This is a genomic window from Streptomyces sp. 184 (assembly GCF_045781775.1).
Classification (GTDB): domain Bacteria; phylum Actinomycetota; class Actinomycetes; order Streptomycetales; family Streptomycetaceae; genus Streptomyces.
This window is the reverse complement of record NZ_CP123230.1, coordinates 1,884,150-1,905,373: the sequence shown is the minus strand read 5'-3', so window position 1 is coordinate 1,905,373 and position 21,224 is coordinate 1,884,150. Positions and strand designations below refer to the sequence as shown.

The window sequence follows — 21,224 nt, the reverse complement described above, 5'->3', positions numbered from 1 at the left end:
CCGCCCCTGCGCGTCTTGCCCCCGCGCGGACTACTTCGTGTCGTCGGGTGCCTGGTCGGGCGCGTTCTCCGGGTGCCAGCAGGCGGTGCGCCGACCGGGCTTCAGCTCCAGCAGCGGGGGCTCCTTGGTCTTGCAGACCTGGGTGGCCTTCCAGCAGCGGGTGTGGAAGCGGCAGCCGGGCGGCGGCGCGATCGGCGAGGGCACGTCGCCCTTGAGCAGGATCCGCTCGCGCTGCTGCCTGCGCTTGGTGTCCGGCACCGGCACCGCGGACATCAGCGCCTTGGTGTACGGGTGCAGCGGCTCCTGGTACAGGCTGGTGCGGTCGGCGAGTTCGACGACCTTGCCCAGGTACATGACCGCGATCCGGTCCGAGACGTGCCGGACGACGGACAGGTCGTGGGCGATGATCACGTAGGTGAGCCCGAACTCCTGCTGGAGGTCGTCCAGCAGGTTGACCACCTGCGCCTGGATGGACACGTCCAGCGCCGAGACCGGCTCGTCCGCGACGATCAGCTTCGGCTGGAGGGCCAGCGCCCGGGCGATGCCGATGCGCTGCCGCTGGCCGCCGGAGAACTCGTGCGGATAGCGGTTGTAGTGCTCGGGGTTCAGCCCGACCCGCTCCAGGATCCCCTGGACCTCCTTCTTCACCCCGCCCTCGGGCCGCACTTTCTGGAGCTTGAAGGGGGCGCCGACGATGGTGCCGACGGTGTGCCGGGGGTTCAGCGAGGAGTACGGGTCCTGGAAGATCATCTGCACGTCGCGGCGCAGCGGGCGCATCTGGCCCGTGCTCAGGTGCGTGATGTCCCGGCCCTGGAACTCGACGGTGCCGCCGGTGGGCTCCAGCAGCCGGGTGATCAGCCGGCCCATGGTGGACTTGCCGCAGCCGGACTCGCCGACCACGCCCAGGGTCTCGCCGGGCAGCACGTCGAAGTCGATGCCGTCCACGGCCTGCACCGCGCCGACCTTGCGCTGCATCAGGCCCTTGCGGATGGGGAAGTGCTTGGTCAGCCCGGAGACCTTCAGCAGCGGCTCGGTGCCGGCGGCGGGCTTCTTGCGCAGCCGCGCGCCCGGGATCGGCACGGTCGCCTTCGTCCCGCCGGCGTCGGTCGCCTTGTCGGCCCCGGTCGCCTTGTCGGCCTTCGTCTCGGACACAGCCTCGTCCTTCACAGCTTCGGCGCAATCTCTTCGGTGTAGATGCGCTCCCGGTCTTCCTGCCGCATGTGGCAGGCGACGAAGTGGCCTCCCCCGCCGGCTGCGCCCTCATTGGCGGGGGCACCCCCGTTGCCCACCTCGCGCAGCTCGGGCCGCACCGTACGGCTGGCGTCGTCCGCGGGCACCTCCGCGTAGGGGCAGCGGGGGTGGAACGCGCAGCCGCCGGGCACGTTGATGAGGCTCGGCGGGCTGCCCTTGACCGGGATGAGCCGGTCCGTGGCCTCGCGGTCGATCCGCGGCATGGAGCCGAGCAGGCCCCAGGTGTACGGGTGCTGCGGCCGGTCGAAGATCTGCTCGGCCGAGCCCCGCTCCACGCACCGGCCGCCGTACATCACCAGGATGTCGTCGGCCAGCTCGGCGACCACGCCGAGGTCGTGGGTGATGATGATGACCGCGGAGCCGAACTCCTTCTGGAGATCCCGGATCAGGTCGAGGATCTGCGCCTGCACGGTGACGTCGAGCGCGGTGGTCGGCTCGTCGGCGATGAGCAGTTCGGGGTTGTTCACCAGCGCCATCGCGATCATCGCGCGCTGGCGCATGCCGCCGGAGAACTGGTGCGGGTAGTCGTCGACGCGCTTGCCGGGCTCGGGGATGCCGACGCGGTCGAGCATCTCGATCGCCCGCTTGCGCGCGGTCTTCTTGTCGACGTCGTGGTGGACGCGGTACGCCTCCACGATCTGGTACCCGATCTTGTAGTACGGGTGCAGCGCGGACAGCGGGTCCTGGAAGATCATCGACATCTCGCGGCCGCGCAGCCGGCGCACCGCGTCCGGCTCGGCGGACAGCAGTTCCTGCCCGTTGAGCCAGATCTCGCCGGAGAGCTGCGCCCGCCGCCGCTTGCCGTACTGCCCGGCGGTGTGCAGGCCCATCACCGCCAGCGAGGTGACGGACTTGCCGGAGCCGGACTCGCCCACGATGCCGAGGGTCCTGCCCTTCTCCAGTTGGAAGGACAGCCCGTCGACGGACTTGACCAGCCCGTCGTCCGTCGGGAAGTGGACCTTCAGGTCCCGTACGTCCAGGAAGGACGACGCCTCCGCGCCGGTGGCGGGCACCGGCTCACCGACGGCGCCCGTCTTCGTCAGGCCGGTCACGAGACCCTCACCCTCGGGTCGATGGCGGCGTACACGAAGTCGACCACCAGATTGCAGATCACGATGAAGAAGGCGGCGAACAACGTCACACCGAGGATCGGTGGCAGATCGTTCTCGTTGATGGACTGCACGGCCCAGGAGCCGACCCCGTTGAAGGAGAACACCTTCTCGGTGATCAACGCACCGCCGAGCAGCAGCGCGAAGTCCATGCCGAAGATCGTCACGATGGGCGTGAGCGCGGAGCGCAGCGCGTGCCGCGTGACCACCACCGGCTCCTTCAGGCCCTTCGCGCGGGCGGTGCGGATGTAGTCCTCGCCCATGGTCTCCAGCATTCCGGCCCGCGTGAGCCTCGCATAGAGCGCGGAGTAGAGGAACGCCAGCGAGAACCAGGGCAGTATCAACCCCTGGAACCAGCGCACCGGATTCTCGGTGAGCGGCGTGTACTCGTTCGGGAAGATCTGCCAGTTGTAGACGAACAGCGCCAGCGCGACGGTACCGGTGAAGAACATCGGCAGCGAGACACCGGCCAGGGCGACGCCCATCGCCGCGCGGTCGAAGAGCGACCCCGGGCGCAGCGCCGAGATCACGCCCGTGACGACTCCGGAGACCAGCCACAGCACGGCGGCACCGATGGCCAGCGAGGCGGTGACCGGCAGCCGGTCCATCATCTCCGGCCAGACCTCCACGTGCTTGCGGAAGGAGTAGCCGAGGCAGGGCGCGTTGCACTGCGACGGGTCGGGGCCGAAGTTGAACTCCCGGCCGGCGAAGATGCCGCGGATGAAGTCCCAGTACTGGACGTAGACGGGATCGTCGAGGCCGAGGTTCTGCTTGACCGCTTCGATGGTCTTGGGGTCCGGGCTCTTGCCGATGTACTGCGCGGCGAGCTGGTCTGCGGAGCTGCCGGCGAGCCGCGGCAGGATGAAGAAGATGGCGTAGGTGATGGCGCTCACGACGAACAGCAGCACCACCGCGGCCAGCAGCCGCCGGATGAGATACGCGAACACGAGGGCGTGCCTTCCACGGTCCGGGCGGCGCGGGCGGTGCCGGTGAGGGCACCGCCCGCGCAGCCGGTGGGGGTGCTACTTCAGGCCGAGGTTCAGGTAGTCGTACTGACCGCTGAACGCCTGCGAGACCACCAGGTTGGTGAGCTTGTCCGAACGCTGGTGCAGGACCTTGAAGTAGGAGAGGGGCACGATGGCCGCCGTCTCCAGCATCTTCTTGTCCACCTCGGCGTACGCCGTGGCACGGGCCGCCTTGTCCGGGTTGGCGATCGACTCGTCGAGCAGCTCGTTGATCTCCGGGTCGTCCAGGTACGAGATGTTCGTGTTACCGGACTCGCCGAGGGCGCCGCCGTTGGCGATCTGCTGGAGGAAGCCGTAGCCGCTGGGCCAGTCGGAGCCCCACTGCATCATGTACAGGCCGGCCTTGTTGTCCTCGGTCCACTTCCGGGAGCCCGCGAAGTCGGTGAAGTACTTGCCGCCGGGGAACTTCTGGATCTCGGCGTTGATGCCGACCTTCTTCAGGGACGCCTGGATCGCGGTGGCGTTGTCGATCTCGTCCTGCCGCTCGGTGCGCGCGGTCAGCACGGTGTCGAACCCGTCGGGCTGGCCGCACTCCTTCAGCGCCGCCTTGGCCTTGTCGACGTCGCCCTTGTTGCCCTCGGTGGCGTACGGGTCCTCGTAGGGCTCGTGGCTCGGGACGTCCGGAGGCAGCGCGGTGGTGGCGATCTCGCCCTTGGGCTCGCCGCCGAGCGCGCGCATCGAGGAGTCCTTGTCGACGGCGTACTCCACGGCCTTGCGGCAGTTGACGTCGTCGAACGGCGCGAGCTGGGTGTTCATCGCCAGGTAGGTCAGCCGGCCGCCGGTCGGGTTGTCGATGTTGTTGGCCTTGTCCCGCAGCAACTGGGACTGGGTCTGACCGGTGACGCCGAGGGCGTCGAACATGACGTGGGTCTTGCCGGCCTCGATGTTCTGGTCGATGGTCTCGGGGTTGACCTTGAACCGGACCTCGATCTTGTCCGGGAGCTGCTTGCGGATCTTGTCCGTCTTCGGGTCCCACTGGTCGTTGCGGACCAGGGTCGCGGACTTGTCCAGGTCGAAGCTCTCGAACTTGTACGAGCCGGAGGAGACGATGTTCTTCTGGTAGTCCGAGCCGTTGTCCTTGTCCCGCGGCACCGGCGCCGTCTGGGTCATGGCCACCAGGTAGTCGAACTCCTGGAACGCCTGGTCGAGCTTGAAGACGATCGTGTGGTCGTCCGGCGTCTCGATGGACGCGATGCCCTCTTCGCTCTTGTCCTTGTACGGACCCTGGTAGTCGTCCGGGTTCTTCAGGTACTGGGCGAAGTAGTTCGGGCCGAGGGAGAGCACGTCGCGGGCGTAGTTGCTCCGCTCGACGGCGTACTTGACGTCGCCGGCCGTGATCTCGGTGCCGTCCTCGTACTTGACACCCTTCTTGATCTTGTACGTCCAGGTCTTGCCGCCGTCGGTGGCCTCACCGGGCCCCTCGGCGAGGTCCGGCACGGGCTCCGCGGCCTGCGCGCCCGGGCCGGGGGCGTAGGTCATGAGGGAGCGCGCGTACAGCCGGCTGAAGTTCCACACGTAGCCGTAGTACGTGTTGCCCGGGTCCATCGAGTCCGGCACGTCGGCGGACTCGTAGACGAGGGTCCCGCCCTTCTTGTCCGACTGGTTGAGGACCTTCTCGATCGCCGCGTTCGCGGCGGCGCCGCCGCCCTCGCCGCCCTCGTCGTCATCGTTGCCGCCACCGCCGCAGGCGGAGACGGTCAGCGCGACCGAGACGGCAACCGCGAGCATGGCGGCTGATTTCGACCTGAGTTTCATGGTGAGGCGTTGCCCCCTGGTTCGGAGTGATGGGACGAGAGCGGGAACGGCGGGTGCCGCGCCCAGGCTGCTTCTTGGGGTCATCGGCGTCATCGGTGTCATCGGCGTCATCGGCGGCCCTTGGGATCGAGTGCGTCCCTGAGCCCGTCGCCCAAGAGGTTGAAGGCCAGCACGGACAGGAAGATCGCCACGCCCGGTACGACCATGAACATCGGATCGACCCGGTAGTAGTCGATCGCGCTGTCCAGCATGCCGCCCCAACTGGCCTGCGGCGGCTGGATGCCCACGCCGAGGAAGCTGAGCGCAGCCTCGAAGAGGATGTTGGTCGGGATCAGCAGGGTGGAGTAGACGAGGATCGGCCCCACCAGGTTGGGCAGCAGTTCCCGGAAGAGGATGAAGGGGCCGCGCGCGCCGAGGCTCTTCGCCGCTTCGACGAACTCGCGTTCGCGCAGGCTGAGCGTCTGTCCGCGGACGATGCGGCCGATATACGGCCAACTGAAGAAGCCGATGACGAAGATCAGCACCCCGATGTGGAGCTGGAGGCCCTTCAGCCCGAACGCGCCGCCCTGGAGGGCGGCCGAGATGGAGATCGCGAAGAGCAGCACCGGGAAGGCCAGGAACGTGTCCATGGTCCGGCTGATGATCGTGTCCGCCCACTTGCCGTAGTAGCCGGCGATCACGCCGAGGATGGTGCCGATCACGACGGCGACCATGGTGGCGCCGAAGGCGACGAGCAGCGAGACCCAGGAGCCTTCGAGGATCCGGGTGGCGATGTCGCGGCCGAGCCGCGGTTCGACGCCCAGCGGGTGGTCCCAGCTGATGCCGCCGAAGGAGCCGTACGGGGTGGACAGGGAGGGGTCGACCAGGTCCTGGTTCAGCTTGTTGGGGTCGAGACCGAAGATCGCCTGGATCGGGCGGGACAGCGCGGCGATCAGGACGAGCAGCACCACGACGACGCCGCCGGCCATGGCGACGCGGTCGCGCTTGAGCCGCATCCAGGCGATGCGCCCGAGTGAACGGCCCTCGATCCGGCTCTTGTCCACGCCCTCGACGAGAGCTTCCGGCGTCGCCTGAGTGGCGCCGGTGGTCTCGATAGGTGCCGTCATGTTGTGGGGACCCCTCTCGAGCGGCGGCGTCCCGCCGTCGTCTGCCGCGGTAGCGGCTCATTCGCTTCGCTGGTGCAAGTCATGCCGTGGTGCCGTGGTCCGTAGTGCTCTGGTGCCGTATGCGTGATCGTGAATGTCTGCCGTCGCACAGGGGAACGACAGCCTCCTGCGGGGGGAGTCTTCAACGCGCTTGGGATCACTCGCCAGACCCCGAGGGGAATGGATGCGCAAACGTGATGAGATGCAGTGGATACCGTTATCCGGACACCCCACTGCTCCTGAGCGGATCTTCCTCGCCGTAATAGCGGGACAGATCCGGATATAGGAGGGCAGCCCTCAGAACTGCGGGGCGGGTCCCGGCTGCCAGCCCGACTGCGGGGCGCCGCCCGCCGAGTGCGGCGGCGGATAGCCGTAGCCGGCCGGCGGCGCGGCCGGGCCGCCGCCGTAGGCGCCGCGGTCGAAGAACGGCCGGGAGTTGGCCCGCATCCACATCGCCACCGGGTCGTGGTCGTCGGCCAGCGCCACCGTGGAGACCGCCAGCCCCGGGGGCACGGACGCCACGGACTCCTGCATCATCGACTGCGCCGCGGCGACGGACTGCCGGCCCGTGTCGTACAGGTCGATGCCGATGGCCAGGTACGGCTCGCCGAGCGCCGGCTGCACCCAGGCACGGCAGAGCGTGCGCACGGCGGGCGTGCGGTGGGCGGTCTGGCCCAGCAGGGCGTAGAACTGCGCGACGTCCGCGACCGGTTCCGAGATCCGCAGCGGCCCCGCGGGCAGCCGGTCCAGTCCGGTGGCGATCCGGCGCAGGTCGAGCCAGGGGACGCCGACGCCGCCGCCCGCGGCGTGCGGGTCGAGCCACAGGCCCCAGCGGTCGGGGTAGAGCGCGGCGGCGATCTCCGCGCCGGCCACGGACTCGTGGGCGCCGGCCCAGCCGCTGGCGGCCAGCTCGCGGTCGGAGGTGAAGCAGGGCGCGTAGGCGTGGCCCTCGACCTGCATGCTCCCGTACTGCGCGTCGGGGGACTCCGGGCGGCCCTGCCAGAGCAGCATCCACACCCGCCCGGCGGCCAGCGCGGCGAGCAGCGCCTCGTACGCGTCGTACCTGCCGGGAGCCACCTGGCGGACCAACTGATCCACGCCCGCTCCCGGCGCACTCCCGCTCGCGCCCCCGTTCACCCTGGGCCCCAACCCTTCGTCTCGGCCGCCGCCGCTCCCGGGCAGGCGTGTACGCCCGGAAAGGTCATCAAACCAGCTTAGAGCCTGACCGCGTCAGCCGACCCGGATGTAGAACGGCTCGACCTTGGCCCGCATCCAGGTGATCACCGGGTCCACCGCGGCGTCGAGGAAGACCAGTTGCACCTTCCACGGCACCGGCTGCGCGCCCAGCGCCCGGCCCAGCGCCTCCACCGTCGCCTGGCGGCTCTCGTCGTACGTGTCCAGCAGCTCGACCCCGATGTAGAGCTGGACGGGACCGGCCTCCACGCTCGCGAGCCCCCGGCGCGCGCTGCGCACCACCCCGATCCGCTCGAACTCCTCCCGCGCGACCGCGAGGAAGTCCACCGGGTCGTCCTGCCAGTCCGGCGTGAACAGCCGCACCCGGCCGCCCCGGGCCTCCCCCGGCAGCCGCGCAGAGCCGCGGTCCCGGCACAGCTCGGCCACCGCCGCCGGCGGCAGCGGCACGCCGACCGTGCCGCCAGGGTTGACCGCGATGCCGACCTGCGGCGGCAGCCCGCGGGCGAACTCGCGGGCCGGCGCCACGGTGAACGACATGTGGGAGCCGGTGACCCGCAGGAACTCCTCCTGCGAGGAGAACACCGGCACGTACGGAGCGCCGGCGATGTCGGTGGTCGGCACGCCCAGCGGGCCGCTGTCGGGGCCGCCGCCCTCGGGCAGCGGCACCCACAGGCTGCTGCGGCCCAGCACCTCCAGCAGGCGCGGCCCGGCCTGCGGGTTGCCGAGGGAGGCGGCGAGCACCTCCTCCAGCTCGTTGCCGGGGAAGCCGCCCGTGGCGGGAGGGTGCGGGTAGTCGAAGCTCATCGGGACCAGCCAACCGTCGGGGGACGAACGTCGGCACCCTAACGGCTGCGAGCGCTCGCGGGCGAAGCCCGCACCTGCACACGGTGGAGCCCTCTCACCCGCCCGACCTCGGAAAAGGGAGCCCGCATCCCATGCGTACGAACCGAATGGCCGGCCTCGCGGCCACCGTCGTCTCCGCCGTCGCCGGCGGCGCCCTCGTGCTCGGCGCCGCCGGGCCCGGCGCCGCCGGGGGCGTGAGCGGGGGCGCGGCCGGGAGCGGGCACCACGACGGCCGGCGCGCGGCCGGCGCCACCGCCCCGGCCACTGCCCCGGCCGCCGCCCCCGCCGCCGCCGACGTGGACGCCTCGACGCTGCGACTGCTGGCGCACCTCGGGCAGCTCACCGCCACCACGGCGCGGACCGTCGAGCAGGTCCAGCAGGCCGTCGCCGACGGCGGGCGGCTGGACCCGCGCACGCTGCCCGACGTGCGGTCGCACCTGGACGCCGTGGCCGCGGCGGCGCGGGCCAGGACCACGGTCAAGTCGATGAAGGCGCAGGAGACGACCGCGCTGGCGCAGGCCGCCGCCGCGCTGCAAAAGGAGCTGGACGGCCTGGTACGGGCCGGGCGAGCGGGCGACAGGGCGGCGGTGGAGGAGCGGGCCTCGGTGACCGTGGCGGCGCTCGTACGGGTCCTCGCGGCGGCGGCGGTCAGCGGGCTGGTGCCGGCCGGGCAGGTGCCCGGGACGCCGCCGGCGAACGCCGCGGTGCCGCCGCGGCTGCCGGCGCACTCCGGCGCGTAGCCGCCGGGGATCCGCGGCAGGGGCGCGCGGGCAGGGACCCCGCGGGCAGGGGCACGGGCAGGCGCGGAGCCGCCCGCGGGCGTGCACCGCCGGGCCGGGCTCAGCCGAAGCTGATCGAGCGCAGTGCCCCCGCCGCCGCCCCGTCGAGCACCAGCACCGAGTCGCACCCGTCCGCCATTCCCCCGTCGCGCGCCGAGTCCAGCAGCCTGCGGTGCGCCCAGCGGTGCCGGGCGAAGGCGTACCGCGACACCGTGCGCCCGCGCCCCTCCTGCCGCTCCCGCGCCACCTCGGCCGGCACGTCCAGCACCACCACGTGCACCCCGCGCCCTAACCGCCTGGCCTGCCTGGTCAGCCACCACCGCACCCACGGCAGCGTGCCGCAGTCGTGCACGACGAGGCTGCCGCCGGCGCGGACCGCCAGCCGCAGCCGGGCGTAGTGGTCGATGCGGACCAGCGGCCGGTACATCGCGTACGGCAGCCGCGCGCCCAGCTTCCGCGCCCAGCGCTCGCGTACGTACTGCGAGTCGATCAGCAGCACCGCCGCCGGCGGCTGCGCACGCCGCATGAGGGTGCTCTTGCCGCTGCCCGGCAGGCCGGAGATCACGACGATGTCCCCCTCGGGATATCGAAGCCGTTCCCGGGAGGCCGCCTGCTCCACCGTCACGCTGCCTCCCACGCCCCGCACCGACCTGCCGCTTGCCCTCCACAAGCCTCGCAACAGCGGCGGGGCTGGACAAGGACGCAACGGAAGGTGGCCTCCCAGTTGTTCGCCCTGTCCCGCGATCGGCGCCCGCATGTCATGATGGGCCCCGCCAACTCCATACCGGCCGTTCGAACCCGCGCGGGAGAGTCCCGGTGCCTCGCGCACCGGGCGCCGAAGGAGCAAGTCCTCCCTTGAATCTCTCAGGCACCGTCACCGCACGGGCGAGGCAGATCTGAAAAGCGGGCGTGCCCGGCCCTGCGCCGGCGCCGCCCCACCCAAGGTGCAAGCCACGCTCCCGCGGGATCGTGGCGAACCTCTCAGGTTCCGATGACAGATGGGGAGGACACGACCACCCCCTGTCCGGGAGCCTGACGATGACCACTGAGAGCCCTGCACCGCGCCGCACCGCGCTCGACGCCGCGCACCGCGCGCTCGGCGCCACCATGACCGACTTCGCCGGCTGGGACATGCCGCTGCGCTACGGCAGCGAGCGCGAGGAGCACCTCGCGGTGCGCGCCCGCGCCGGCCTCTTCGACCTCTCCCACATGGGCGAGATCGCCGTCACCGGCCCGCAGGCCGCCGAGCTGCTGGACCACGCGCTGGTGGGCCGGCTCTCCGCCGTGCGCCCGGGCCGCGCCCGGTACACGATGATCTGCCGCGAGGACGGCGGCATCCTGGACGACCTGATCGTCTACCGGCTCGCCGACGAGGAGTACATGGTCGTCGCGAACGCCGCCAACGCGCAGGTCGTCCTGGACGCCCTGACCGAGCGGGCGGCGGGCTTCCCGGGCGCGGAGGTACGGGACGACCGGGACGCGTACGCCCTGATCGCCGTGCAGGGCCCGCGGTCGCCCGCGATCCTCGGCCGGGTCACCGACGCGGACCTGGCCGGCCTGAAGTACTACGCGGGCCTGCCCGGCACCGTCGCCGGCGCCGGCGCGCTCATCGCCCGTACCGGCTACACCGGCGAGGACGGCTTCGAGCTGTTCGTACGCCCCGCGGACGCGGTCGCCGTGTGGGAGGCGCTGACCGCCGCCGGGCAGGACGACGGCCTGGTGCCCTGCGGGCTCTCCTGCCGCGACACCCTGCGGCTGGAGGCCGGCATGCCGCTGTACGGGCACGAGCTGACCACCGCGCTCACCCCCTTCGACGCCGGCCTCGGCCGGGTCGTCAAGCTCGACAAGCCCGGCGACTTCGTCGGGCGCCGGGCGCTGGAGGAGGCCGCGGAGCGCGCCGCGGCCGAGCCGCCGCGGGTGCTGGTCGGCCTGGTCGCCGAGGGCCGGCGGGTGCCGCGCGCGGGGTACGCGGTGGTGGCCGGCGGCAGGCGGATCGGCGAGGTCACCTCCGGCGCCCCCTCCCCCACCCTCGGCAAGCCGATCGCCATGGCGTACGTGGACGCCGCGCACGCCGAGCCGGGGCCGTCCGCGGCCACCGGCGTGGGCGTCGACATCCGCGGCAGCCACGAGCCGTACGAGGTCGTCGCGCTGCCGTTCTACAAGCGCCTCTGACCGCTTCCGGGGGCATCCCCGACCGTTTCCGCCCGCGCCCGTTTACGTCACCCACGTCCCGATCCTGGAGAATCGCCTCATGAGCAACCCTGAGCACCTGCGTTACAGCAAGGAACACGAGTGGGTCGCGACCGGCGACGACGGCGTCGCCACCGTCGGTATCACCGCCCACGCCGCGAACGCGCTGGGCGACGTCGTCTTCGTCCAGTTGCCGGACGTCGGCGCCGCGGTCACCGCGGGCGAGCCCTGCGGCGAGCTGGAGTCGACGAAGTCCGTCTCCGACCTCTACGCGCCGGTGACCGGGGAGGTCACCGCGACCAACCAGGACGTCGTGGACGACCCGGCGCTGGTGAACTCCGGGCCGTATGAGGACGGCTGGCTGTTCAAGGTGCGCGTCGGGGCCGAGTCCGGCGACCTGATGTCCGCCGACGAGTACACCGCGTTCACCGCGGGCTGACGCTCCGCCGCCGCAGCTCCGCCCGTCCCGACCGCCCGCGTCCGCCCTTTCCCACGGAAGGTCCCATGTCCCTTCTGAACGGCTCGCTCCACGAGGTCGACCCCGAGGTCGCCGCCGCCGTGGACGCCGAACTCAAGCGCCAGCAGTCCACCCTCGAAATGATCGCCTCGGAGAACTTCGCCCCGGTCGCCGTGTTGGAGGCGCAGGGCTCGGTCCTCACCAACAAGTACGCCGAGGGCTACCCCGGCCGCCGCTACTACGGCGGCTGCGAGCACGTCGACGTCGCCGAGGAACTGGCCCGCGAGCGCGTCAAGGCGCTCTTCGGCGCCGAGGCCGCCAACGTGCAGCCGCACTCCGGCGCGTCGGCCAACGCGGCGGCGATGTTCGCGGTGCTCAAGCCCGGCGACACGATCCTGGGCCTGGACCTGGCCCACGGCGGGCACCTGACCCACGGCATGAAGATCAACTTCTCCGGCAAGCTGTACGACGTCGCCGCCTACCATGTCGACGCCGGGACCGGCCTGGTCGACATGGACGAGGTCGAGCGGCTGGCCAGGGAGCGGCGGCCGAAGCTGATCATCGCCGGCTGGTCGGCGTACCCGCGGCAGCTCGACTTCGCGGGCTTCCGCCGGATCGCGGACGAGGTCGACGCCCTGCTGATGGTCGACATGGCGCACTTCGCCGGGCTGGTGGCCGCGGGCCTGCACCCCAACCCCGTGCCGTACGCGGACATCGTCACCACGACGACGCACAAGACGCTCGGCGGCCCGCGCGGCGGCGTCATCCTGTCGCGGCAGGCACTCGCCAAGAAGATCAACTCGGCGGTCTTCCCCGGCCAGCAGGGCGGGCCGCTGGAGCACGTGATCGCGGCCAAGGCGGTGTCGTTCAAGATCGCGGCGTCGGAGGAGTTCAAGGAGCGCCAGCGGCGCACGCTGGACGGCGCCCGGATCCTGGCGGAGCGGCTGCTCAAGGACGACGCGCGCGCGGCCGGCGTCTCGGTGCTCTCCGGCGGTACGGACGTCCACCTGGTCCTGGTCGACCTGCGCGACTCCGAGCTGGACGGCCAGCAGGCCGAGGACCGGCTCCACGAGATCGGCATCACCGTCAACCGCAACGCGGTCCCGAACGACCCGCGCCCGCCCATGGTCACCTCCGGCCTGCGCATCGGATCCCCGGCGCTGGCCACCCGCGGCTTCACCGCCGCGGACTTCGAGGAGGTCGCCGACGTCATCGCCGAGGCCCTCAAGGCACCCCTCACCCGCTGGGGTTCCGACGATCCGCAGACGGCCGACCTCGCCGCCCGGATCACGGCCCTGGCCGAGAAGCATCCGCTGTACCCCGGCCTGTAGCCCGCACGGCCGGCGGCCCGCCGCCCACACGGCGGCGGGCCGCGGGCCAAGGGGCCGTACGCGCAGGCGCGCCACCACGTACGTCGCACGCGCACGCCCCACGAAAGGACAAGGGAGTCCCGAGTGGCCATCTCCGTCTTCGACCTCTTCTCGATCGGCATCGGCCCGTCGAGTTCGCACACGGTCGGCCCGATGCGGGCGGCCCGGCTGTTCGCGCGCCGGCTGAAGAACGAGGGCCTGCTGGCCCACACCGCCGCCGTACGGGCCGAACTCTTCGGCTCCCTCGGCGCCACCGGCCACGGCCACGGCACCCCCAAGGCCGTGCTTCTCGGCCTGGAGGGCCACTCGCCGCGCACCGTCGACATCGAGTGGGCCGAGGGCGAGGTGGAGCGCATCCGCACCACCGGCCGGCTGCACCTGCTGGGCGCCGAGATAGGGGCGGACCACGAGATCCCCTTCGACCCCTCCGCCGACCTCGTCCTGCACCGCCGCCGCTCGCTGCCGTACCACGCGAACGGCATGACGCTGGCCGCGTACGACGCGGACGGCCGGACGCTGCTGGCGAAGACGTACTACTCGGTGGGCGGCGGCTTCGTCGTGGACGAGGCGGCCGTCGGCGAGGACCGGATCAAGCTCGACGACACCGTGCTGAAGCACCCCTTCCGTACCGCCGACGAGATGCTGCGCCGCACCCGCGAGACGGGCCTGTCGCTCTCCTCGCTGATGCTGGAGAACGAGCGGGCCTGGCGCACGGAGGCGGAGATCCGCGCCGGGCTGCTGGAGATCTGGCGGGTCATGCGCGAGTGCGTCGCCCGCGGCACCGCCCGCGAGGGCATCCTCCCCGGCGGCCTGAAGGTCCGCCGCCGCGCCGCCGGCGAGGCCCGCCAGCTCCGCGCGGCGGGCGACCCGGCGGCGCACGCGATGGAGTGGGTCACGCTCTACGCCATGGCGGTCAACGAGGAGAACGCCGCCGGCGGCCGCGTCGTCACCGCCCCCACCAACGGCGCGGCGGGCATCATCCCCGCGGTCCTGCACTACGCGACGGACTTCGTCCCGGGCGCGGACGACGACACCGCGGTCCGCTTCCTCCTCGCGGCGGGCGCCATCGGCATGCTCTTCAAGGAGAACGCCTCCATCTCCGGCGCGGAGGTCGGCTGCCAGGGCGAGGTCGGCTCCGCCTGCTCGATGGCCGCCGGCGGCCTCGCCGAGATCCTGGGCGGCACCCCGGAACAGGTGGAGAACGCCGCGGAGATCGGCATCGAACACAACCTGGGCCTGACCTGCGACCCGATCGGCGGCCTGGTGCAGATCCCGTGCATCGAGCGCAACGGCATGGCGGCGGTCAAGGCGATCACCGCGGCCCGCATGGCGCTGCGCGGCGACGGCCAGCACTTCGTCTCGCTCGACAAGGCCATCAAGACGATGAAGGAGACGGGCGCGGACATGAAGGTCAAGTACAAGGAGACGGCCCGCGGCGGGCTGGCGGTCAACGTGGTGGAGTGCTGACGACTCCTGCTCCGACCTGCGGCTTTGCATCATTCAGAGCTGTCGGAGGCTTTCCGGCTCGCGTTTTGTCCCTGGGAAGTCCCTGGGAAGTCCCTCGTGTGTCCCTGGCCAGGAGCCCGCTGACCTGGCCGGCGGGCCATGCTGCGCCCACCCCGCCGCGCTGCCGGACGAGGAAGGCGTCGACCGGCGGCCACTCCTTCCCAGCAACCCCGCGCCGGACGATGCTGGAGTGATGTTCGAGCGGTTCACAGAGACGTTCATCGACACCGAGGACGCGACGATCTTCGTACGCCACGGTGGCGACGGCCCTCCGGTCCTCCTCCTGCACGGTCATCCCCGTACCTCCGCCACCTGGCATCGCGTCGCCCCGCTCCTGGTCGAACGTGGCTTCACCGTCGTCTGCCCCGACCTGCGCGGCTACGGCCGCTCCCGGGGTCCCGCGCCCACCGCCGACCACGCCGCCCACTGCAAGCGCGCGGTCGCGGCGGACATGGTCCAGGTGATGCGCGCGCTGGGACACGACCGCTTCCAGCTCGCCGGGCACGACCGCGGGTCCTACGTGGCCCTCCGGCTCGCCCTCGATCACCCCGACGCAGTGACGCGCGCCGCGTTCCTGGACGGCATCCCGCTCACCGAGCACCTGAACCGTGCCGGCGCGACGTTCGCCACCCGGTGGTGGCACTGGTTCTTCTTCGCCCAGCCGGAGATCCCCGAGCGCGTCATCAACGCCGACCCCGACCGCTGGTATCGCGGTGACCCCCGGAGCATGGGGCGGGAGAACCACGACGAGTGGCGCGCGGCGACCCGGGACCCGGACGTCGTGCGCGCCATGCTGGAGGACTATCGCGCCGGACTCACCGTCGACGCCCGCCACGAGGAGGCCGACAGAGCCGCCGGAGCGCGGGTCCGCTGTCCCGCACTGATCCTCTGGTCGCTGCGGGACGATCTGGAGGAGCTCTACGGCGACCCGGTGGCGATCTGGCGCCCCTGGGCCGACGACGTCCGCGGCCACGGCATCGACTCCGGGCACCACATGGCGGAGGAAGCGCCGGAGCCGCTCGCGGTCAGCCTGGCGGCCTTCTTCACGGCCTGACGGCCGTGCGCCGGGCGATCCGCACGCGCCGAACGGCCACTCGGCGTGCGAAAGGGGCGCGGCCGGCCGGCCGCGCCCCCTCCTTGCCCGTGTCTTCCCGACCGGTCAGCCGCCCTGCATCGTCTGCTGGTCAGTGATCTTGTCGGTGACGTCGGCGGTGTCCTTGGCCGCGGGGGCCCGCACGTCGACATCGGTGCCGAAGTCGGAGAACTTCAGCGTGGTGGTCGAGGTGACGCCCTCCGTGCCGGTGCCGTCGCCGGCCTCCGGTTCGATGGTCAGCTCGAACTGCTGCTGGCGGATGCGGCCCTCGTCGTCGAGCCACAGGTCCATCGGCAGGCTGTCCCCGAGCTGCTCGGTCATCTTCTCGGTCTGCGGGTCACCGCCGGCTTCCGCGAGCGCCTTGAGGTCCACTCTCGTCTTGTAGTGCGTGGTCTCGGCCCCGTCGACGGTCTCGGAGCCGACCTTGCGGACGTCCTTGCCGGAGACCACTTCGGAGAAACCGAAAGAGGTGGCCGGGTCGCCGACCTGGCCGTTACCGCCCTGCTGGGCGGCGATGGCCGCCAGGTCGATCTTCATCCACGTCTTGCCGGACGGCAGCATCTGGGGGCGCTGCCCGGACGGCGGCTTCTGGAACAGGACACCGTCCAGGACCCGCTGCTCGATCTCCTGGCCCTGCGCCGCGAGCGTCATGTCGCTGGCCCCGCTGGCCAGGTCGATGACCCCGTCACCTTTTACGGTGACGCTCTCGCCCTGCGCCTCCGCCTGGGAGGCCACCTGTAGCTTCGCCGTCTCTGCCTCGGTCGTCTTGCGGTTGGCCGCCTGGACCACCTGCGCCGGGTCGTTGGCGCGGGAGTCGGCGTCCTTGCCCTCGTCCGATCCGTTCTCGCCGGAGTCCCCGCAGCCGACGAGCGTGACCGCGGTGAGCACCCCGCCTAATACGGGGGCAACCACACGTGTGCGTATCAACATAGATCCTCACCGATCGCCTGATTGCTGGGGACCGAGTGCCCCCGATCGGCGTCGGCACACGCAGGCTGCGCGCTCGTGGAGCATCGTCGAGCGGCCGGGCTATCGCCGCAGCCCGAGCTGATCATTCCACCGGAGTCTGTTGATAGAGAGCGAGTCGCCAGACGCCGTCGCGGCGGACGTACGTGCTGGCCATGACAGCAACGAAATCAGGCCCGTCGGCTTCTCGATGAGCGCGACCGGTGTACACGAAAACTACTTGGCCTTCCCCCAAGGGGATCAGGCGCTCGTCAGCGATATCGTACCCATCCCACGCGGGCGCCTGGTTCAAGGAGTCGATAACCTGCTCACGGTTGAGGACCTGCCCCTGAGCCAGAAGCATGAGGCCATCGCTCGTCATGACTCGGCCGTAAAAATCCGCGCCGGTGCTGTTGCACAGAGACCGCCATCCCTGATTTTCGAGGTCCCTGATCTCGTCAAGCAGCATGTCCGGCTCCCCTAATCGATCCGAACATCATACCTGCCGGCAGCGCACCGTGATCAGACTCCCGTCCGTTCACGAACTCTGCTCGTGAAACTGCATGCCCAGAGGAGGGCACCGCCCATCAGATATGCGGTGCGGAACCACAACATGTGGGCCATGAGCACCTCCGCCGATTTCACGCGGTCGAATGCGCGCTTCCGTGGCGCGGCCCCGAGCCTCCTCGCACTGCCCTGGAAGCCGTCAGCGCAAGCCGATCGCTGTCTCTCGACATCGCACATGAGCGGATCTACTACCGCACCCGGAACGAGAGGAGTGGGAAACCCGCCTTGGTGGGAGCGGGCATTGTCAAGGTCCTCGGCCTCTCCCGCGTGGCCGTCGGCACTCGACCACGTTGACGGCGAGGCCGCCGCGGGCCGTCTCCCTGTTTTGACCTCCATGGTGGCCGCACCCGGGATGACCGCTTTGAGCTGCGATGGCGCGGGCCCGCCGACCGCCCCGCCCCGCGCCTCCGCGTCGGTCAGTTTCCCGTTGCCGATGTCTCCCACAGGGCGCTGAGGGGGACGGCGCGGAAGCGCGGGCCGAAGGGGAGCGTCTGCTGCCCGGTGTAGAGCACGATTCCGGTCAGCAGGTCGTCCCCCAGGCGATCGGCGAGGTGCCGCAGGCCCCGGAAGTCCTCGGCCCTGACGGTGGAGGCCGCCTTGACGTCGATCGCGACGACCCGGCCGCGCCTGTCCTCCAGGACGATGTCGACCTCGACCTTGTCCTTGGTGCGGTAGTGGTACATCTCGACGGGCTGGGCCGCCCAGGTGAGCTGGCGGGCGATCTCCATCGCCACGAAGCCCTCCAGCAGCCCGCCGAGCGGACCGGCGGGCTGCGCGAGAGCCGCGGCGTCCAGCCCGAGCAGATTGGCCGCGATGCCGGAGTCGACCATGGCGGCCTTGGCCGTGCCGACGGCCCGGGTGCTGAGGTTGCGGGACCAGGCGGGGATGCGCTTGACGAGGAAGACCTCCTCCAGCAGCCCCAGATAGCGCTTGATCGTCGGTTGCGGGAGTCCCAGCTCGTTGCCGAGCGTGCCCGGGACGAGGAGTTGCCCGGATCGGGCGGCCGTCAGCCGGGTCAGTGCCCGCATCTCCGGTCCGCGCTCGATCTCGGAGAGCTGGATGACGTCGCGGTTGATCAGGTCCCCGACGTACGAGTCCAGGAACCGTGCCCGGCGGCGCGGCGGGCGGGCCACCGCTTCGGGGAAGCCGCCGCGGGTGAGCCTGTCGATGTAGCCGGTACGGGTCTCGGTCGAGGTGTGCCGCAGCTCGGGACCGACCGCGAAGACCGCGTCGACGAAGCCGTCCGGCCTGCCGTCGATCTCCCCCTGCGACAGCGGCCACAGCTCGATGGTCTCCATCCGTCCCGGCAGGGCGTCGGGCACACTGCGCAGGTGCAGGACGCGGGCGGAGCCGGTGAGGAGGAACCGCCCGGGCCGCCCGTCGGCGTCGACCGCCTCCTTGATGGCGAGCAGCAGTTCGGGAACGCGCTGCACCTCGTCGATGACCAGCGGTACCGAGCCTGCGACGAACTCGGTGGGGTCGAAGGCCGCCGCCTGGCGGGTCGCCGCACGGTCCAGGCTGCGCCACTCCGCCCCGTGCGCGTGGCCGATCTGGGCCACCAGGGTGCTCTTGCCGCACTGCCGCGCACCGTTGACCAGGACGACGCGGGTGTCCGCCAGCGCCTCCTCGACCGCCGTCGCCGCCCGGCGGGGGAGGATGTGCCCGATAGGCGATTCCGGGAGCTTCACCATGCGGTCAAGCATGGCATACGAGTGTTGATCTGGCCGCATGATCAATATTGATCTGGTCGCGCCTGCTGTATTGACTTGGCCGCAGCCCGTGCGTCGGTCTGGCCGCCGTCCCTTCACCGCACGCCCCGGCCCGTCGGGCCGGGGCGTGCGCCGTGCGCCGGGCCCGGTTCAGTCCTTCCGGGCCGGTGGGTGGGAGCGCCAGTCGCCCAGTTCGTCGAGCGTGATGACGTACTCGTGCTCGTAGACCCGCTTGAGGAAGGGCAGCGGGTTGTGCTCGCCGTCGTCGATGAACTCGCCGCCCCAGGTGGTGAACCAGCTCCAGTCCGCCTCGTAGGCCCGCAGCAGGTCCGGGTCGGGGATGGAGCCCGTCTCCGTCATGGCGACGAGCTTCCTGTCGCCGACGAGGTCGACCAGCTTGTCGTACGTGCCGGCGGCGGGGCCGTGGTCGCCGATCGGGGGGTAGGTGTCGGCGCTGACGACGTCCACGACGTCGTCGCCGGGGTACCAGGCCGGGTCGACGGAGTTCCACACCCAGACGAGGTTGTGCAGCCCGTGGTGGCCGGTCATGCGCTCGTACATCAGCCGCCACAGCTCCTTGGCCGGCCCGGGGCCCTTGGCGCCCCACCAGAACCAGCCGCCCTCGGCCTCGTGCAACGGGCGCCACAGCACCGGGACGCCCGCGTCCTGCAACCGCTTCAGCTCCGCCGCGATGGCGTCGATGTCACGCAGCAGCAGCGCGTACTCCTCGGACCGCGGGTCGGCGAGCGCCGCCGCCACGTCGAAGGTCGTCGCGTCGGTGTAGAAGCCGCGCCACCACTCCTTGCCGGGTTCGTCGATGAGGCCGGCGGGGGCGTTCCAGTGCCAGACGAAGGTGGTGATGCCGCCGCGTTCGTCCCAGGCGAGGGCGTTCTCGACCTCGGTGGAGGTGGTACCGCGTTCCACGCGGCTGGGCGAGTAGTCCATCATGTCGAGCCCGGCCACGGCCGGGGCGCGGCCGACGTTCTCCTCCACCCAGCGGATGGAGGCCGCGTCCTGCTGGCCGCTGAGGATGTGCTCGCCGTAGCCCGCGGTCAGGTAGCTCAGCAGCGCCCGGGCCTCGGGGGTGGCCTGCGGGTCGACGGGGACGCCGGAGACCTGGTGCGGCGGGCGGGGTTCGCTCGGGCTGAGGCTGATGGCGTCGATCTCGTACCAGCCCCAGTTGTTCACGATCGTGATCGTGTCGGCACCGTCCCCCAGCATCACCCTGCCGGCGGCCGCGGTGGCGAAGGTGTCGGTGGCGGCGAGGGTGACGTCGCCCGCCCCCTCGCCGTTGAGCTGCAACGACGCGACCTTCTGGCCGTACGGGGCGCGGTAGTGGATCGTGAGGTCGTGGAGCCCGGCCGGGCCGTCGGGGACGGTCACGGTGACGGAGTCCTCGGCCGCGTCGAAGCCGGCGACGTAGCCGGTGCCGGAGTGGCCGGGCGCGGAGGACTCGACGACGGTGCCGTTCAGTCGGCCGTCCTCGGCTTCGTAGACGACGGGCTGGGCGCGGGAGCCGGTCTCGTCGGCCGCGGCCTCGGGGCCCGTGCCGGCCGAGAGCAGGGCCGCGAGGAGCGCGGTCAGGACGAACAGCGCCAGTGCGGGCGTGCGGCGGAGTGGGGGGTGGCTCACCGGAGATCTCCTGCCGGGTGTGGGCACGTATGAATGGGAGCGCTCCCATCATGACTCCGTGTAATGACCACGTCAATGCGTCGACGCCCGGGGCCCGCTGCCGGGCCGCGGGTCAGTCGGAGCCCTGGCCGGTGTCCCGGAAGGTGCCCCAGCCGTGCCAGCGGTCGACCTCGATCCAGGCGCTGAACCGGGCGCGCCCGCGCTCGGGGTAGGGGTTGCCCGTGTAGTGGCGGGCGAGGCGGTCGATGTCCGTGAGACCTTCGTCGGGGAGCAGTTCGGCGACCCGGCCGATGAGGCTGACGTGCGAGTACCACTCCTCCTCGGCCAGGACGGTGAGGGTCACGCGCGGGTCGGCGCGCAGGTGGCGCAGGCGTCGGCGGCCCTCGTCCATGTTCACGAGGACGCGGCCGTCCTCCCACAGGTACCAGGTGGCGGTCGACACCGGCGCGCCGTCCGCGCGCAGCGTGGCGATCACGCAGGGGTTGGGGCGGCGCAGCATCTCGACGGCGTCGGCGGGCAGCGGGGGCCTGGACACGCGAGGTCTCCTTCGGCAGATCCGGTACGCGGGTACCGCCCGGGCGGCGGCGCGCGGCGCGCCCGCGCGGCGGGCCGGCACGGGCATGCTACGGACCGCGTGCCCCTCTCCGCGGTGCC

General features: G+C 71.4%; 19 protein-coding genes and 1 riboswitch. Of the genes, 6 read left to right on the top strand and 13 right to left on the bottom strand.

All coding sequences use genetic code 11. From position 1 onward, the window contains the following. Positions 1 to 30: 30 nt before the first annotated feature. The 7 genes from QBL21_RS08295 to QBL21_RS08265 form a co-directional block, all read right to left on the bottom strand. The gene (locus QBL21_RS08295; RefSeq protein WP_407561365.1) at positions 31 to 1,167 is read right to left on the bottom strand and encodes an ABC transporter ATP-binding protein; all 1,137 of its coding nucleotides are present in this window, start codon (positions 1,165 to 1,167) and stop codon (positions 31 to 33) included. Further along, complete coding sequence (locus QBL21_RS08290) at positions 1,164 to 2,303, bottom strand: ABC transporter ATP-binding protein (protein ID WP_407561364.1); 1,140 nt, start codon at positions 2,301 to 2,303, stop codon at positions 1,164 to 1,166. Before QBL21_RS08290 ends, QBL21_RS08295 begins: the two co-directional genes overlap by 4 nt. Continuing rightward, positions 2,300 to 3,307: an ABC transporter permease gene (locus QBL21_RS08285; protein ID WP_407561363.1), complete on the bottom strand. Its 1,008-nt coding sequence runs from the start codon at positions 3,305 to 3,307 to the stop codon at positions 2,300 to 2,302. The genes QBL21_RS08290 and QBL21_RS08285 overlap by 4 nt, the downstream gene beginning before the upstream one ends. 75 nt (positions 3,308 to 3,382) lie before the next feature. Continuing rightward, positions 3,383 to 5,113 carry an ABC transporter substrate-binding protein gene (locus tag QBL21_RS08280; protein WP_407561362.1) on the bottom strand — a complete coding sequence of 577 codons (1,731 nt, stop codon included), beginning with the start codon at positions 5,111 to 5,113 and terminating at the stop codon, positions 3,383 to 3,385. A 134-nt stretch (positions 5,114 to 5,247) separates the two neighbouring features. Further along, positions 5,248 to 6,246 carry an ABC transporter permease gene (locus QBL21_RS08275; RefSeq protein ID WP_407561361.1) on the bottom strand — a complete coding sequence of 333 codons (999 nt, stop codon included), beginning with the start codon at positions 6,244 to 6,246 and terminating at the stop codon, positions 5,248 to 5,250. A gap of 336 nt (positions 6,247 to 6,582) precedes the next feature. Continuing rightward, complete coding sequence (locus QBL21_RS08270) at positions 6,583 to 7,383, bottom strand: enhanced serine sensitivity protein SseB C-terminal domain-containing protein (protein ID WP_407561360.1); 801 nt, start codon at positions 7,381 to 7,383, stop codon at positions 6,583 to 6,585. A 132-nt stretch (positions 7,384 to 7,515) separates the two neighbouring features. Continuing rightward, positions 7,516 to 8,283: an enhanced serine sensitivity protein SseB gene (locus QBL21_RS08265; protein WP_407561358.1), complete on the bottom strand. Its 768-nt coding sequence runs from the start codon at positions 8,281 to 8,283 to the stop codon at positions 7,516 to 7,518. A 131-nt stretch (positions 8,284 to 8,414) separates the two neighbouring features. Between QBL21_RS08265 and QBL21_RS08260 the strand changes: the two genes are divergently transcribed. After that, the gene (locus QBL21_RS08260) at positions 8,415 to 9,062 is read left to right on the top strand and encodes a hypothetical protein (RefSeq protein ID WP_407561357.1); all 648 of its coding nucleotides are present in this window, start codon (positions 8,415 to 8,417) and stop codon (positions 9,060 to 9,062) included. Between the two features lie 100 nt (positions 9,063 to 9,162). On the opposite strand, the gene QBL21_RS08255 is transcribed toward QBL21_RS08260, so the two are convergent. Continuing rightward, positions 9,163 to 9,726, bottom strand: coding sequence for an AAA family ATPase (locus QBL21_RS08255; protein ID WP_407561356.1), 564 nt, complete (start codon positions 9,724 to 9,726; stop codon positions 9,163 to 9,165). 168 nt (positions 9,727 to 9,894) lie between these two features. Then, positions 9,895 to 9,991, top strand: a riboswitch (glycine riboswitch). 148 nt (positions 9,992 to 10,139) lie between these two features. Between QBL21_RS08255 and gcvT the strand changes: the two genes are divergently transcribed. From gcvT to QBL21_RS08230, 5 genes are all read left to right on the top strand, one after another. Continuing rightward, the gene (gene gcvT, locus QBL21_RS08250) at positions 10,140 to 11,273 is read left to right on the top strand and encodes a glycine cleavage system aminomethyltransferase GcvT (protein ID WP_407561355.1); all 1,134 of its coding nucleotides are present in this window, start codon (positions 10,140 to 10,142) and stop codon (positions 11,271 to 11,273) included. A 79-nt stretch (positions 11,274 to 11,352) separates the two neighbouring features. After that, a complete protein-coding gene (gene gcvH, locus QBL21_RS08245) occupies positions 11,353 to 11,730 on the top strand; it encodes a glycine cleavage system protein GcvH (protein ID WP_407561354.1) in 378 nt (125 codons plus the stop codon). 65 nt (positions 11,731 to 11,795) lie between these two features. Next, a complete protein-coding gene (glyA, locus tag QBL21_RS08240) occupies positions 11,796 to 13,079 on the top strand; it encodes a serine hydroxymethyltransferase (RefSeq protein WP_407561353.1) in 1,284 nt (427 codons plus the stop codon). Between the two features lie 123 nt (positions 13,080 to 13,202). Beyond that, the gene (locus QBL21_RS08235; RefSeq protein WP_407561352.1) at positions 13,203 to 14,585 is read left to right on the top strand and encodes an L-serine ammonia-lyase; all 1,383 of its coding nucleotides are present in this window, start codon (positions 13,203 to 13,205) and stop codon (positions 14,583 to 14,585) included. Positions 14,586 to 14,817: 232 nt separating this feature from the next. Further along, a complete protein-coding gene (locus QBL21_RS08230) occupies positions 14,818 to 15,678 on the top strand; it encodes an alpha/beta fold hydrolase (protein WP_407561351.1) in 861 nt (286 codons plus the stop codon). A 105-nt stretch (positions 15,679 to 15,783) separates the two neighbouring features. Here the strand turns inward: QBL21_RS08230 and QBL21_RS08225 are convergent, their stop codons facing one another. From QBL21_RS08225 to QBL21_RS08205, 5 genes are all read right to left on the bottom strand, one after another. Beyond that, entirely contained in the window at positions 15,784 to 16,629 is an 846-nt protein-coding gene (locus QBL21_RS08225) for a hypothetical protein (RefSeq protein WP_407561350.1), read from the bottom strand. Between the two features lie 139 nt (positions 16,630 to 16,768). After that, positions 16,769 to 17,131 (bottom strand): nuclear transport factor 2 family protein, encoded by a 363-nt coding sequence (locus QBL21_RS08220; RefSeq protein ID WP_407561349.1) that lies wholly within the window; start codon positions 17,129 to 17,131, stop codon positions 16,769 to 16,771. Between the two features lie 514 nt (positions 17,132 to 17,645). Beyond that, positions 17,646 to 18,920: an ATP-binding protein gene (locus QBL21_RS08215; RefSeq protein ID WP_407561348.1), complete on the bottom strand. Its 1,275-nt coding sequence runs from the start codon at positions 18,918 to 18,920 to the stop codon at positions 17,646 to 17,648. 168 nt (positions 18,921 to 19,088) lie between these two features. After that, entirely contained in the window at positions 19,089 to 20,570 is a 1,482-nt protein-coding gene (locus tag QBL21_RS08210; RefSeq protein WP_407561347.1) for a glycosyl hydrolase, read from the bottom strand. 112 nt (positions 20,571 to 20,682) lie between these two features. Continuing rightward, entirely contained in the window at positions 20,683 to 21,105 is a 423-nt protein-coding gene (locus QBL21_RS08205) for a PPOX class F420-dependent oxidoreductase (RefSeq protein WP_407561346.1), read from the bottom strand. Positions 21,106 to 21,224 lie beyond the last annotated feature (119 nt).

What these genes read in the sequence shown, in the direction of transcription:
- QBL21_RS08280 (WP_407561362.1), bottom strand. Translation starts at nt 5,113, where the DNA reads ATGCTCGCGGTTGCCGTCTCGGTCGCGCTGACCGTCTCCGCCTGCGGC.
- QBL21_RS08275 (WP_407561361.1), bottom strand. Translation starts at nt 6,246, where the DNA reads ATGACGGCACCTATCGAGACCACCGGCGCCACTCAGGCGACGCCGGAA.
- QBL21_RS08265 (WP_407561358.1), bottom strand. Translation starts at nt 8,283, where the DNA reads ATGAGCTTCGACTACCCGCACCCTCCCGCCACGGGCGGCTTCCCCGGC.
- QBL21_RS08260 (WP_407561357.1), top strand. Translation starts at nt 8,415, where the DNA reads ATGCGTACGAACCGAATGGCCGGCCTCGCGGCCACCGTCGTCTCCGCC.
- gcvT (WP_407561355.1), top strand. Translation starts at nt 10,140, where the DNA reads ATGACCACTGAGAGCCCTGCACCGCGCCGCACCGCGCTCGACGCCGCG.
- gcvH (WP_407561354.1), top strand. Translation starts at nt 11,353, where the DNA reads ATGAGCAACCCTGAGCACCTGCGTTACAGCAAGGAACACGAGTGGGTC.
- glyA (WP_407561353.1), top strand. Translation starts at nt 11,796, where the DNA reads ATGTCCCTTCTGAACGGCTCGCTCCACGAGGTCGACCCCGAGGTCGCC.
- QBL21_RS08230 (WP_407561351.1), top strand. Translation starts at nt 14,818, where the DNA reads ATGTTCGAGCGGTTCACAGAGACGTTCATCGACACCGAGGACGCGACG.
- QBL21_RS08220 (WP_407561349.1), bottom strand. Translation starts at nt 17,131, where the DNA reads ATGCTGCTTGACGAGATCAGGGACCTCGAAAATCAGGGATGGCGGTCT.
- QBL21_RS08215 (WP_407561348.1), bottom strand. Translation starts at nt 18,920, where the DNA reads ATGGTGAAGCTCCCGGAATCGCCTATCGGGCACATCCTCCCCCGCCGG.